Genomic DNA, 13,632 nt, shown 5'->3' on the forward strand with positions numbered 1-13,632 from the left:
ATGGGCGATGTGGTGGGCAAGCCAGGAGTGCTGGCCGTGCGCACCCTCCTGCCCAAGTTGATCGCGCGGCACTCGGTGGACCTGGTCATCGCCAACGCTGAGAACAGCGAGGGCGGTGCCGGCATCTCCCCCGAGTCCGCCGAGGCGCTGCTCGACAGTGAGGTCAACCTCCTGACGAGCGGCAACCATTTCTGGACCAAGAAGGTCATCCTTCCCTGGGTGGAGGAGCATCCGCACCTGCTCTTGCGGCCGGCCAACTACCCCAAGGGGGCGCCGGGACGGGGGCACACCGTCATCCAGACGCCGGACGGGCGCAAGCTCGGGGTGCTCAACCTCGAGGGGCGCGTGTTCATGAAGCCCCTGGACAACCCGTTCGCGGTGGCGCCGGAGCTCGTGGCGGAGCTGCGCAAGCAGACGCCCTGCATCCTCGTGGACATGCACTGCGAGGCCACCAGCGAGAAGAACGCCATGGGCGCGCACCTGGACGGCAAGGTGTCCGCCGTGGTGGGCACGCACACCCACGTGCAGACGGCCGACGAGCGCATCCTCCCGGGCGGCACCGCCTTCATCACCGACGTGGGCATGTGCGGTCCGCTCGACTCCGTCATCGGCGTGCGCAAGGAGTTGTCCATCGAGCGCTTCGTCACCCTGCGCCACAACCAGTACGAAGTCGCCAAGAACCTCGTCTACCTCCAGGGCGTGGTGCTCGACCTGGATGACAAGACGGGCAAGGCGCGCTCCATCCAGCGCATCCGCGAGTACCTGCCGGGCACCTAGTTGCCCTGTACCCTTCCCTGCTCGGACGGATCGGGCGCGATGGGCAGCAGCAGCGTCGCGGTGGCGCCCATGCCCGGACCGCCGCTGTCCAGCGACAGGTGGGCGTGCATGAGCCGCGCGGCCAGGGCGCTCGAGTGCAGGCCGATGCCATGGCCTCCCTCGCGCGTGGTGAAGCCCTGGGTGAAGAGCCGCGGGCGCACCTCCGAGGCGATGCCCTTGCCGGTGTCCACCACCTGCAGGCTCACCCAGCCCCCTTCCGCCGACAGGCGGATGACGAGGCGGCGCGGCCGCTCGGGCGCCTGGGACTCCATGGCCTGACGGGCATTGCTCAACAGGTTGAGCAGGATCTTCAACACCTGGTGCTTGTCGGCCCTCACCGGCGGCAGGGGGCTCAGCTCCCGTGACACGGTGATGCCGGCCTGCCGCAAGGCGCCCTCCTGCAGCCGCAGGGCCTCCTCCACCAGCGCGGGCAACTCGCACTCCTCCAGCAACAGGGTGGAGGTGACGTGGGCCTGCTGGTTCTGGACGATGGCGCGCACGCGCGAGACGTTGCCGTCCAGCGCCTCCAGGCTCCGGCTCAGGGAGCAGTGTTCCTCGGCGAGCGTGTCGGAGAGCGCGCGCAGGTAGTCCACCAGGTGGCGGCCACGCGTGTCCCGGGTGAAGAAGTCCGCGAGCACCGGGCGCTTCTCCTCCAGCAGGGAGGCGACCTGCTGGAGCCGGCTCATGCGCGAGCTGGACACCGCGCCGCGCATGAGCTGGGTGTCCACGACGATGCTGTTGAGGACATTGCCCACGTCGTGCAGGACGCTGGAGGCGACCTCCGCCATGCCCACCATGCGGGCGGTCTCCACGAGCTGGGCCTGGGCCTGCTTCAGCTCCCGGGTGCGCTCGCGCACGCGGACCTCCAGTTCCTCGTTGGCCTGACGCAGGGCGGCCCCGGCCTTGCGGACCTCGGCGTACAGGCGGGCGTTCTCGATGGAGATGGACGCCTGGGACGCCAGGTGCTCCAGCAGCGCGATGCGCCCATGGGAGAAGGCCTGGGTGGTGAGCGAGTTCTCCAGGTACAGCAACCCATAGAAGGTCTCCTGGCGGCGCAGCGGAAGACAGAGCAGGGAACGCGCGTCGCTGGTGGCGAAGTAGGGGTCGGTGGAGAAGGGATGGGGTTGGGCGAGGTCATCCAGCAGGACGTACTCGCCGGTGCGGCGCGCATAGGCCACGAGCGACAGCGGCAACAGCTCCTCGGAGGGGGGAGTCCCGGCCTCCGCGGTGGACAGCGGAGGCACCCCGGCGACGAACTGGAGCGTGTCATCCTGGAGCAGCAGCAGGGCACCGCGCTGGGCGCCGGAGCTCTCCACCGCCACGCGCATGAGCGTGTCCACCAGCCGCTCCAGGACGATCTCGCTGGAGATGGCCTGTTGGGCCCGGATGACGGCCAGGGCATCCACGCCGTGGGCGCCCGTGTCCTGGGTGGTGGTGGTGCCCTGGGACACCGACGCGGAGGTGAGGAGGAGGGGCCACTGCTCGTCCAACTGGCGCACCTTGCCCATCGCGCCCCATTGGAAGAAGGCCTCGCGCGCCTGGCGGATGAAGGCCGTGACGAGGGTGTGCAGGCCCTGCTCCTCGCAGAAGCGCGCGGCCAGCTCACTGGCGAGTCCCACGTACGGGAGGGTGTCGTGCACGCGCGCGGCCTGGATGGCGCCCTCATAGGCGCGCAGGGCCTCTTGGGGCCGCTCCTCCACACGCGCCAGCTCCGCGGACACCAGGCGCTCGGGCGCGAGGAAGTTCGCGGGGCAATTCTCGGCCCACTCCGCGAGCCGCCGCTGGTGCTTCCTCATCTCCTCCACCACCGCGGGCCGCCCGGGCTCGGGCGTGCTCCGATGGGCCACGGCCAGGGCGAGCGCCCCATACAGGTTGAAGGGAATGTGCGAGGCCTCGAGCGGCGTGTGCGCCATGAGGGGCTCCACCTGGGCACGCAGCCGGAGCGCGTGCTCGCGGTCCCCCGACAGGTAAGCGGATTTCATCCGGATGATGGATCCCCAGACGCCGTAGAAGAAGCCCTCCCCTCTCGAGATCCGCGCCATGAGCGCGTCTTCCTCGATGCCATCGCCGCTCGGGGATTGGAACGTCCGCGACAACCCTCGCAGCTGCTGCACGATGCGCTGCAGATAGAGAATGATGTCGTGCGCGACGGCATAATTGCGCGTGAACGGCAGGAAGGACTCCGCCTCCCGATAGACCTCGCCCAGCTCCCGCCCGCTGATGATGGCGTTCAAGACGAGGGTGAAGCAGTTGTAACACGCCACCGAGTAGCCGCCTGTCATCTGGGCATGATGGTAGGCCGACAGCATGACCTTCCGCGTGTCGGAGAGCGGACGGAGCCAGCTGTTGATGGAGGCGAACACGGTGAGAATCATGCTCTTGGAGGCGGACAGGCCCTGGCGCTCGGCCAGGTCCACCGCGAGCCGTCCAATGGCATACGCCTCGCGGTATCTTCCGCGGGTTCCGCCATACCAGAGCGCGAACGAGACATATCCGACCGCGGACCCCTCCGCGTTGCCATGGCGGATGCTCAGGGCCACCATCCGTCCCGACACCAGGGCGGCGAAGCCGACGCCGATGGGATAGGCCATGGGCGCCAGGGAGGACAACACACTCATGAGCACCTTCATGTCCGGGTCCGTCAAGGCGGGCAGCGCGAGGAGGCTCTCGATGGGGTGGCGCTCCAACAGCGCCCACACCTCCGCTTCCATCTCCTCGAGCTCGCGTGGCGAGGGCGTGAGCGGCAGCGGCATGCCCAGCTTCGCCAGGCACTCCAGGAGCCCCTCCACGGAGACCTGCGCGCGCTGGGAAGTCCGCAGCAGCTCGCTCCTGAGGATATAGGCACTGGCCATGTCCGCGCGGCTGCGCGCCCGCGGCAAGGCCTCCATCACCATCTCGAGCGACTCGGAAGGATTGCCGCGCATCAACTCGCTGCTCGCCTGGGCCAGACGCACCTTGAACGCGAAGTCGGGATCCGCCTCCCAGGGATCCCCGGGCAGAAGGGAGAACGCCATGGCGAAGTAGCCACTGGCGGATTGATAGGCCGTGGAGGACCTGGCGCGCGAGCCCGCCTCGGCGTTGAGGTGCGCCAGCCGCAGTCGCTCCGCGGCATCGTCCATTCCCGCCACGCCCGCGTTGAGATGACCCACCACCTCGAAGAGCCGTTCCGCGAGCTCCTCGGCGGAGAGGCTGTCGAGCAGCAAGCGGCCCACGCGCAGGTGGAGGGCGTCCCGCTCCCCGGCGGGGATGAGCTCATGGGCGGCCTGCTGGATGCGATCGTGCGGGAAGCGCAGGTGCTGGGGCCCCGAGCGCACCACCAGCCCCTCCATCAGGGCGGGCTCCAGTCCACTCTCCACCTCCGCCACGTCCCGCTCGGACAGGAGCCCGAGCAGGGACAGGGACATCACGCCGCCTCCATACGAGGCCAGTTGCAGCAGGCGCCGCGTGACCTCGGGCAACTGCCGCAGCCGCCCCGCCATGAAGTCCACCACGTTGTCCGAATAGCCGCGCGCCTTCACGCCCTCCTCGTCCCAGCGCCAGCCCCCTCCGGGCGCCCGGAACACCAACCGCTCCTGGTGGAGCGTCTGCAACAACTGGAGCAGGAAGAAGAGGTTGCCCGCGGTCTTCTCCTGCACCAGGACCGACAGGGGCTCCACTACCCGCGCGTCGGCGCCGGGCAGCGAGTCCGCCACCAGTTGCCGCGTCTGCTCGAGCGACAGGGGCTGGAGCTGGATGTCCTCCAGCCGGACCCCCGACGCGCGCGCTTGCTCCAACAACGACGCCAGGGGGTGCGCGGCCGTCACCTCGTTGTCCCGGTAGGCCCCAATCAACAACAGCCAGGGCAGCTCCCGCCGCGACGTCAACTGACCCAACAGCTTGAGGCTGGCGAGGTCCGCCCACTGCAGATCATCGAGGAAGAGCACCAGCGGGTGCTCGTGCGTGGCGAACACGCCCAGCAAGCGCAGGAAGAGCTGGTGGAAGCGGTTCTGGGTCTCCGCCGGAGGCAGCTCGGCGACGGCGGGCTGCTCGCCCAGGATCAGCGCCAGCTGGGGCACCAGCTCCACCATCACCTGGCCCTGGCCCTCCAGCGCCTCCAGCAGCCGCTGGCGCCAGGCGTCCACCTCCACGTCACTGCCCGCCAGCACCTGCTGGACGAATCCCCGCAGGGCCTGCACCAGCGTGGCGTACGGCACGTCCCGCTGGAACTGGTCGAACTTGCCCTGGAGGAAGAAGCCCCGGCGGCGCAGCACGGGCTGGTGCAGCTCATTCACGACGGAGGACTTGCCGATGCCCGAGTAGCCTCGGACCAGCACCCACTCCAGCCCGCCCCCGCCCGCCACCCGCTCGAACGCCGAGCGCAGCGCGGCCACCTCCGCCTCCCGGCCATACAGGCGTTGGGGCAGTTGGAAGCGCGCGGGCACGTCCTCGTGCCCCAGCGGGAAGTCCTCCAGCGCTCCCGCCTCCCAACCCCGCTGGCACCGCTCCAGATCCAACCGCAACCCCTCCGCCCCCTGGTAGCGCTCCTCGGCCACCTTGGACAAAAGCTTCATCACCAGCGCCGAGAGGATGGGCGGGACGGAGGGCTCCACCTGATGGGGGGGCACGGGCGCCTGGGCCAGGTGCGCATGGAACCACTCCAGCGTGTCCCGGCCCTGCAGCGGCAGCCGCCCGGTGAGCACCTGGTAGAAGGTGACGCCCAGGGAGTAGAAGTCCGTGCGGTAATCCAGCGTCCGGTTCATCCGCCCGGTCTGCTCCGGGGACATGTAGGCCAGCGTGCCTTCCACGAGCTGGGGAGGAGAGGCCTCCACGTGCTCGGCCTGCTGGAGCGTCGCGATGCCGAAGTCGATGAGCCACGGCTGGCCCCCGGGCGACAACAGGATGTTGGTGGGCTTGATGTCCTTGTGGATGACGCCGCGGCGGTGCACCTCGGCCAGCGTCGTGCACAGGGCGAGCGCCAGGGGCAGGAAGCGCTCGGGCCCGAAGGGCCGGTCCAGCGCCTCCGACAGGGCCCGGCCCCCCACGTCCTCCAGGACGAGCACCGGCCGCTCCAGGAGGAACTCGAGGCCGTGGGCCTGGAGCACGCCGGGCGCCCCCTTCAGCCGCCGCAGCAGCGAGTACTCTCCCCGCAGGCGGGCGTGCTCCCGGGCGCCGGGAAACTCGGAGCGCGGGGTCTTGAGGATGACGGGCTGGCGATCCGCCTCGCGTACGGCTCGGTAGAGGAGGCTGGAGGAGCTGGACTGCAGGAGTCCGAGAAGCGAATAGCCAGGAAGCTGGAGCATGGTGCCGGATCGAGGGGAGTCCAAAGGGGGGGAACGTATATAGACCGGCGCGCGGACATCGGCTTCAGGACATGCCAAACACGGCTGCTTCGGCTAGGGTTCCGCGCCGTCATGTCCGAAAACCCCCTGCGCAAGGCGACCCCCCAGGAGCAGTTCGAGGAAGTCACCCGCGGCACCGTGGATCTCCAGGTGCCCGAGGAACTCAAGAAGAAGCTCGAGCGCTCGTATGAGACGGGCAAGCCGCTCGTCATCAAGGCGGGCTTCGATCCGAGTCGGCCCGACCTGCACCTGGGCCACTCGCTGCTGCTCACCCGCATGCGGCGCTTCCAGGAGTTCGGCCACCAGGTGGTGTTCCTCATCGGCGACTTCACCGCGCTCATCGGCGACCCCTCGGGCAAGAACACCACGCGCCCCGCCCTCACGCGCGACGAGGTCAAGGCCAACGCCCAGACGTACCAGGAGCAGGTCTTCAAGGTGCTCGACCCGGCGCGCACCCAGGTGCGCTTCAACTCCGAGTGGTTGGACAAGCTGGGCACCGAGGGGATGATCCGCCTGGCGGCTCGCTACTCGGTGCAGCGCATGCTCGAGCGCGATGACTTCAAGAAGCGCTTCCGCGACAACCGCTCCATCGCCATCCACGAGTTCCTCTACCCGCTGTTGCAGGGCTACGACTCGGTGGCGCTCAAGGCGGACGTGGAGCTGGGCGCGACGGACCAGCTCTTCAACCTGCTGGTGGGCCGCCAGCTCATGAAGGAAGAGGGCATGGAGGCCCAGGTCATCATGACGGGCCCCATCCTCGAGGGCCTGGATGCCCGGCTGGTCGACGGGAAGATCACCGGCGACAAGATGTCCAAGAGCCTGGACAACTACGTGGGCCTGAGCGAGTCGCCGGATCAGATCTACGGCAAGCTCATGAGCATCACGGATGACCTGATGTGGCGCTACTACGAGCTGCTCTCCTCGCGCACGCTCAAGGAGATCGCCACGCTCAAGGAGCAGGTGACGAGCGGCGCCGTGCACCCCAAGGCGGCCAAGTCGGGCTTCGCGCAGGAGATCGCCGCGCGCTTCCACACCCCCGAGGCCGCCGAGCAGGCGATGCAGGCCTGGGAGCAGCGCTACTCACAGAAGAAGCTCGTCGCCGAGGAACAGCCGCTGGTGGAGGTATCGCTCGGGGGCGCGCCGACGATCGCGCTCGCCAAGGCGCTGGCGGAGGCGAAGCTCGTGGCGTCCGGCACCGAGGGCCGCAAGCTCATGGGCCAGGGTGGCGTCCGGGTCAATGGCGAGAAGGCCATGGATCCCAAGCACGAGCTGCCCGCGGGCGAGTACCTCGTGCAGGTGGGCAAGCACAAGTCGGCCCGGCTCAAGCTCGTCTAGGCGCCCCGCGCTGACGAGGAGGGACCCGCTCAGCTGGAGGAGGGCTCCAGCTGAGCCCCCTTGAAGGGCACGCTCACCTCCACGTGCTTCGGGTGGGGAGACAGGTCCGTCCTGGCGGAGGGGCCTTTCGTCATGCACTCCTCGGTGCGCCAGTAGCCCGGATCGTGCGCCACGCAGAGCATCATCTGGGTATGGACCAGAACGGTCCCCAGCGCCGTGTGCCGGTCGAGGATCTCCTGCAGCTCGTGGGCGGGCAGCTCGTCCTTGAACCTGTCGCGCACCTGCCGCTCCTGCCGGCGCCAGTAGAGGAAGCGCAGCACGCGCAACTCCTTGTCATCGAGCTCGCGCGACCAACTCTCCTCGTGCCCTGGCAGATGGTAGTCCTTGAGGAGGCGATTGCCCTCGATGCGCAGGCGCGAACTCTCCCGCTCCTGGTGCCCCTCCCACCGGGCCACCACCCGCCGCCCCAGATCCGCGAAACCAGACGGCGTGCCCCCGTCCATTGTCTGCGCCGCCTTGCGCCGGCGCAGGCCGTTGGTGCGCGCGACTCCCTCCAGGTATTCGAACACCGCCGTGCGCTCCTGGTACGCGTGCGTCTTCGCCAGCTCTTGCGCCACCCGGTGCACCCCCTTCCACAGGAAGTAGCCCGCGTGGCGTGCCTTCTCCGCCAGCCCCGAGAGCGCCCCCTGCTCGTGCGTCCCCAACAACACGAGGCGCGCGGTGTTCGCGGCCATCAGCTCCTTCCTCGCGAAGGACAGCCGGTGGTACGAGTAGGGCACCAGTCCCTCCGCCGTGTAGTCCCGGAGCTTCTTGCGGTAGTTGAAGGCCCAGATGGAGAACGGCAGGTCGACCCCGAATACCTCCTGGAGCCAGACGTCCTTCTCCACCCGGCTCGACTCGATCTGGTACTTCTCCTGATCGAAATGGATCTCGTCCCGCGCGTTGGCCAGGTACGAGAAGCCGGAGATCATCATCTTCGGTGGCACCAGCAGGTGCACCACCCGGCGCAGCAGATCCGCCTCCTCCCGGACGCTCTGGAGATCCTCCAGCGGGTAGTTCATGAAGTAGTTGCTCTGCACGACGTGCCCGGTGTCCTGCACGGCCTTGACGGCCTCGAGCGCCTGCAGCGGCACGGTCCCCTTCTTCATCCGCTTGAGCGTGGAGAGGTTCAGGCTCTCGATGTTCAGGATGACCTTGAGCAGCACGTTGCGGTTGCGGGCCGCCAGCAGCCGCGGCAGCTCGACGCCGAACTTGCGCACCATGAGCCAGAACTCGATGACGTAGGACTCGTCGAAGCCGTTGAGGTGCTCGATGAGCGGCAACACCGCGTTGAGATCGTTCTCGTCCGCGTCGAGCACCACCCGGCGCACTCCGTTCTCGGTGGGCTCGGCCTGCTCGAGCACCGCGGTCAGCTCCTCGAGCACGTGTTCGATGCCGATCGGAAAGAACATCCGCCGGTCGAGCTGGGAGCAGAAGGTGCACCGGCCCCAACTGCAACCCCGCTGCGTCAAGATGCGAATGGTGCCGTCGGGCTGAAGGTGCACGTAGCGCACCGGCGGCGTGCGCGAGGGGGCCGTGTAGCTCGAGGGAACGTTGACCACCGTCTGCCGGTGCTCGCGCGAGGTCTGCCCCAGCCCCAGGACGCGATCCGCCGCCTCGTGTGTCTGGGTGGCCTCCGCGCCCTGCCCCCGCGTCACGAAGCCCGTCATCCCCAGCGACCCCGGGCTCTTCCCGCTGGCGAGCCCGAGCAGGACCTGCCGTAGGACCTCCTCGCCATAGCCCACCACCACGCCGTCCACCCAGGGCACCGCCCGGACCAGCTTGTCCGCCGCGCGGAAGTCGAAGTAGTCACCGCCGAGCAGGATCGCCGCGTCCGGATCCAGCTCGCGGATGGCCCGCGCCAGGAACAGCGAGTTGAACAGCGTGTAGTCATACACGCTGATGCCCCAGACCCTGCGCCGGCGCCCCGCCGCGCCCGGTACTGGCTCGAGGAACTGCTGGATGCCGTCGCGCAGCCGCCGGCCGTACTGCTCCTGGAGCACGGTGAGGGCCTCCGCCACACGGTGCTCGAGTCCCAACTCCCCGCTCGCCAGGGAGAACATCTGGTGGCGCTCGGCGATCTCCAGGAAGCGCGTGCCCACCGCCCCCACCAATCCCATGTAGAGAAAGGGATTGACCGTATGCCCGAAGAAGACGCCCCGGGCTTCCGGTTCCAGGGCCGAATAGAGCGCGTACAACGGCTCCCGGCACGTGTCGAACAGCTCGCGCAGCCACGGCTCCTCCTGCAGCCGCCAGATGCGCGCGCTCTCCACCGTCCCCAGCGTGGTGACGTAGTCCCTCAATGACTCGACACCCCAGGGGTGGATCTGCTTGTCCAACCCCGGAGGGACCACCAGGATCAGATCCAAACAGACATCGTGTGCCGCCACCTCGAGGTCATTACCCGCGCCGGCTGCCGCCATACAGAGCCTCTCCGTCAGTCCCGGGAGGATCGTACCCCGACGCGAACAGAATTGCATGGATGGGCGGGTTTCCGGCTTTCCTCCCAGACGAGGCCCCAGGTACGCTGTGGGGAGCGCACTCCTTCCTCCCCCGACCGTCCTCCCGCCGGAGAATCACGTGCCGAAGGCTTCCTCTCCGTCCCGCGTCCAGGTGGATCCCGCGCTGAAATCCCTCCTCCACGCCCAGGAAGCAACCCTGCCCAATGGACTCTCCGTGCGGCTCCTGGTCAATCACCAGACGCCCGTGGTGAGCCTCTACACCTTCTTCCGGGTGGGCAGCCGTGATGAACGTCCCGGCCTCACGGGCCTCAGCCATCTGTGTGAGCACTTGATGTTCGGCGGCGAGGGCCCCGCCCGTCGCGCCTCGCGGTTCGACCACGTCCTGGAGTCCAACGGAGGCCGCTCCAACGCCTACACGTCGCCCGACATGACGGTGTTCCGCGAGGACTTCCCCACGGAGGCGCTGGAGACGGTGTTGGAGTTGGAAGCGGAGCGGATGCGCTCGCCGAGCCTCTCGGAGGCCGTGGTGGAGCGGGAGCGACGGGTGGTCATGGCGGAGCGCCGCGCCCGCGTGGAGGGCAGCCCCGTCGGGTTGATGAGCGAGGAGTTGAACGCGCTCGCCTGGAAGGCGCATCCGTACCGCTGGCCCGTCATCGGGTGGATGAAGGATCTCGAGCACCTCACCCGGAAGGACTGCGAGGCGCACTTTCGCACCTACTATGTTCCGGGCAACGCGGCGCTCTACATCTCCGGGGACATCGATCCGGACAAGGTGCTCGCGTGGGTGCGCCGTGCCTACGGCGACCTGCCCCGGCGCCCCCGGCCCGCCGCCGTGGTGGACGCCGAACCCCCGCAGCGGGGTGAACGCCGCGCGCAGCTGCGCCTGCCCGTGAGCGCTCCCGCGATGATGCTCGCCTGGCGCGGTCCGGCCGCGCGCGAAACGGAGGACACGGCCGCCCTGGACGTCCTCCAGTACGTGCTGGCCAAGGGCAACGGCGGCCGGCTGGTGCGCAGGCTCGTCTATACGGAGCGGCTCGCCCTCTCCGTGGGACTGGACTGGGCCTCCCGGTTCGATCCGGGCGCATTCGTCGTCTTCCTCGAGCTGAAGCCGGGCGTGGAGCCTCGCCGCGTGGAGGAGCTGCTCGACGAGGAGCTGGCGCGGCTCGTGCGCGAGGGGCCCAGCGAACACGAGATGCAAAAGGCCCGGAACAACCTGCGCGCGGACCTGCTCCGCCAGTTGTCCACCAACAGCGGGCGGGCCTACTGGCTGGGGTTGTGCGAGCAGCTCCTGGGCTCCTGGGAGGCGGGCCTGCACGTGCTGAGCCTCTATGAGTCCATCCAGGGCGAGCAGGTCCGGGAGGCCCTGGCCCGCTATCTGCGTCCCGAGCGCCGCTCGGTGGTGACGCTCCTGCCCGGGAGCTGAACCCAGACGAGCCCGCGGCCCGGCCGGGGCCGCCTACAGCTCGGCGTCCTCGAAGGAGCGCAGCGCCTCCTCCGGCCCGTCGTACTCGCGGAAGATGGTCGTGAGCCTGCCGACCAGGTCGCGCACGGGTCCCTCGGGGGGAGGAGCAGCCACCGCGTGGGCCGCCAGTTGCTGGAACAGGGCGCCATCGACCTTGAACAGCTTGTCGCCATCGTCGACGAAGGCGAAGCCCAGCTCCATCCGGTAGCGCACCTGCGAATTGAGACCGATGTAGCCCACGTTCCCAAGCGTATGGGTTGGCGCCCGAACGCGTCAACCGCCCGCCCGAAACGTGCGAGGGGTTGCGCTACGATGCCGCGCATGACGCCCGTGAAGCAGCAAGCGCAACGCGGAGCCACCGTCCAGGCAACGGCGGCCTTCCGCCGGAGATTCGCCACGGCCCCCTTCGGTGTCCTCGATGGCCTCGCGGTGTCGACCCTGGGACTTGGCCCCTCGAGCGCCGGCCCCGCCGAGAGCACCGAGGGGGCGTTGCTGGCCGTGGAGCTCGGCGTCAACGTGCTCGTCTCGGCCCCCCACGCGCAGCAAGGCCAGCACGAGGACTTCGTAGGCACGGTGGTGCGAGAGGCCGCCACCCGGGGCTTGGCGGAACGCGAGGCCCTCGTCCTCTGCACCCGCGTGGGCCACCTGCCCGCCCTGCCCTCGCGCTTCGGCCCCCGCGTGCTCGCCCTGGAGGAGCACTACGTGCGCCGGGGGCTGCTGGACTGGGGCGAGCTGGTGCTCGGCCGGCACAGCCTCGCCCCCCGCTTCCTCGAGCACAGCCTCGCCACCAGCCGCGAGCGGATGCGGCTGGACACGCTCGACCTGGTGCTCCTCGACACGCCGGAACTCCACCTGGAGGCGGTGGACCTGCCCACCTTCCGCGCCCGGCTCCGCGCCGCATGCGAGTGTCTGGAAGAGCTCGCCGCCCGCGGCTGGCTGCGCGCCTATGGCGTGGCCATGCAGGGCGCGCTCGACGTGGGAGACGTGTTCGACGCCGCGCGCGCCGTGGCCGGCGAGCGGCACCACCTGCGTGCCCTCTCGCTGCCCCTGAGCCTCAGCCACCAGGACATGCTGGCCCTGCGCCACCACGTGGGGGGCGAGCACCTGCCCACGCTCGAGGCCGCGCGGGCGCTCGGGCTCCACGTCCTGGCCGAGCGCTGTCTGGATGGGGGGCACGTCGGCTACGAGATGCCCCGCGCGGAGCGGTTGCGGCTCGGGCCCGTCGTGAGCGACCCACAGGTGGGACTGCAATGGGTGCGCTCGCTGCCCGGCATGGGGACGGCGGTGGTCGGCATGCGGCGCGAGTCCCATGTCGAGGAGAACGTGGGCGTGCTCGCCCTGCCGCCCGCGTCCCTGGAGGCGGTGCGCCACTTCTTCACCGAGGAGACCGAGGAATGCTGATCCGCTCCGATGTCCAGGTCCCCCGCCGGGAGACGCTCTCCGCGGAGGAGTTCCAGGAGCACCACCTCCGGGCCAACCAGCCAGTGGTGCTGACCGGCGAGGTCCCCACCTGGCCGGCGTTCTCCCACTGGAGCCAGGAGTACTTCACCTCGCGCCATGGACAGCGCCTCGTCCAGGTGAACCACCATGAGCGGGGGCTCTACACCGGCCATCAGGTCAAGGAGACGCGGATGAGCCTGGCGGAGTTCTTCGCGGCGCGGCGGGAGGGCCCCGCCCAGAGCTTCGTCATCCAGGACATCCTCACCCGCTGCCCCTGGCTCATCCCCGACTATCGCCTGCCGCGCTTCGTTCCCGCCGAGGCCGTGGACCAGTCCGGTATCTGGCTGGGTCCCGGCGGCACCTCCACCGGACTGCATTGGGACTCCCAGAATGGTCTGCTCGCGCTCATCCGCGGCCGCAAGCGCATCTGGTTGTTCTCTCCGGATCAGCACGAGGCGCTCTACCCCTGCCCGCTCCGGAGTCCGGCGGATCTGCGCAAGCGCAACTGGAGCGACCTGGACGTCTTCAACCCGGCGCCGGAGCGCTTCCCCCGCGCGCGCGGCGCCACCTACCTCGAGGTCGCGCTCCAGGAGGGGGAGATGATCTTCATCCCCGAGAACTGGTGGCACGCCGTGCGCAACGAGGAGGGGCTGCAGATCGCCGTCAACTTCTGGCTCGTCCCCGGGGCCGAGCGTCCGGGGGCGCACTTCTATCACGACCGGCGTCTGCTCAGCGGATTGCTCGGCGGCCGCTGAGCCCG

The 13,632-nt window shown here is 69.3% G+C and carries 8 protein-coding genes; 5 read left to right on the top strand and 3 right to left on the bottom strand.

Features of this window, described 5'->3' with window-relative positions; all coding sequences use genetic code 11:
• Nucleotides 1–777, top strand: a complete 777-nt coding sequence (locus tag F0U63_RS31880; protein ID WP_395835676.1) for a TIGR00282 family metallophosphoesterase — start codon at nucleotides 1–3, stop codon at nucleotides 775–777.
• Here F0U63_RS31880 and F0U63_RS31885 read toward each other — a convergent pair.
• A complete protein-coding gene (locus tag F0U63_RS31885; protein WP_395835678.1) occupies nucleotides 774–6,095 on the bottom strand; it encodes an AAA family ATPase in 5,322 nt (1,773 codons plus the stop codon). The two genes, F0U63_RS31880 and F0U63_RS31885, sit on opposite strands and share 4 nt — an antisense overlap.
• 111 nt (nucleotides 6,096–6,206) lie before the next feature.
• Here F0U63_RS31885 and tyrS point away from each other — a divergent pair, with 111 nt between their 5' ends.
• The gene (gene tyrS / locus F0U63_RS31890; RefSeq protein WP_395835680.1) at nucleotides 6,207–7,469 is read left to right on the top strand and encodes a tyrosine--tRNA ligase; all 1,263 of its coding nucleotides are present in this window, start codon (nucleotides 6,207–6,209) and stop codon (nucleotides 7,467–7,469) included.
• A 29-nt stretch (nucleotides 7,470–7,498) separates the two neighbouring features.
• Here the strand turns inward: tyrS and F0U63_RS31895 are convergent, their stop codons facing one another.
• Nucleotides 7,499–9,931 (bottom strand): B12-binding domain-containing radical SAM protein, encoded by a 2,433-nt coding sequence (locus F0U63_RS31895; RefSeq protein WP_395835682.1) that lies wholly within the window; start codon nucleotides 9,929–9,931, stop codon nucleotides 7,499–7,501.
• A gap of 157 nt (nucleotides 9,932–10,088) precedes the next feature.
• Here F0U63_RS31895 and F0U63_RS31900 point away from each other — a divergent pair, with 157 nt between their 5' ends.
• Complete coding sequence (locus F0U63_RS31900) at nucleotides 10,089–11,393, top strand: M16 family metallopeptidase (RefSeq protein ID WP_395835684.1); 1,305 nt, start codon at nucleotides 10,089–10,091, stop codon at nucleotides 11,391–11,393.
• A 33-nt stretch (nucleotides 11,394–11,426) separates the two neighbouring features.
• Here the strand turns inward: F0U63_RS31900 and F0U63_RS31905 are convergent, their stop codons facing one another.
• A complete protein-coding gene (locus tag F0U63_RS31905; protein ID WP_395835686.1) occupies nucleotides 11,427–11,672 on the bottom strand; it encodes a hypothetical protein in 246 nt (81 codons plus the stop codon).
• Between the two features lie 81 nt (nucleotides 11,673–11,753).
• On the opposite strand from F0U63_RS31905, the gene F0U63_RS31910 reads away from it, so the two are divergent.
• Together F0U63_RS31910 and F0U63_RS31915 are read left to right on the top strand one after the other, a co-directional pair.
• Nucleotides 11,754–12,833 carry an aldo/keto reductase gene (locus F0U63_RS31910; RefSeq protein WP_395835688.1) on the top strand — a complete coding sequence of 360 codons (1,080 nt, stop codon included), beginning with the start codon at nucleotides 11,754–11,756 and terminating at the stop codon, nucleotides 12,831–12,833.
• The gene (locus F0U63_RS31915) at nucleotides 12,827–13,627 is read left to right on the top strand and encodes a cupin-like domain-containing protein (protein WP_395835690.1); all 801 of its coding nucleotides are present in this window, start codon (nucleotides 12,827–12,829) and stop codon (nucleotides 13,625–13,627) included. Before F0U63_RS31910 ends, F0U63_RS31915 begins: the two co-directional genes overlap by 7 nt.
• Nucleotides 13,628–13,632: the final 5 nt, after the last annotated feature.

The organism is Cystobacter fuscus, from assembly GCF_044360685.1.
Classification (GTDB): domain Bacteria; phylum Myxococcota; class Myxococcia; order Myxococcales; family Myxococcaceae; genus Cystobacter; species Cystobacter fuscus_C.

What these genes read in the sequence shown, in the direction of transcription:
- F0U63_RS31885 (WP_395835678.1), bottom strand. Translation starts at nt 6,095, where the DNA reads ATGCTCCAGCTTCCTGGCTATTCGCTTCTCGGACTCCTGCAGTCCAGC.
- tyrS (WP_395835680.1), top strand. Translation starts at nt 6,207, where the DNA reads ATGTCCGAAAACCCCCTGCGCAAGGCGACCCCCCAGGAGCAGTTCGAG.
- F0U63_RS31880 (WP_395835676.1), top strand. Translation starts at nt 1, where the DNA reads ATGGGCGATGTGGTGGGCAAGCCAGGAGTGCTGGCCGTGCGCACCCTC.
- F0U63_RS31915 (WP_395835690.1), top strand. Translation starts at nt 12,827, where the DNA reads ATGCTGATCCGCTCCGATGTCCAGGTCCCCCGCCGGGAGACGCTCTCC.
- F0U63_RS31910 (WP_395835688.1), top strand. Translation starts at nt 11,754, where the DNA reads ATGACGCCCGTGAAGCAGCAAGCGCAACGCGGAGCCACCGTCCAGGCA.
- F0U63_RS31895 (WP_395835682.1), bottom strand. Translation starts at nt 9,931, where the DNA reads ATGGCGGCAGCCGGCGCGGGTAATGACCTCGAGGTGGCGGCACACGAT.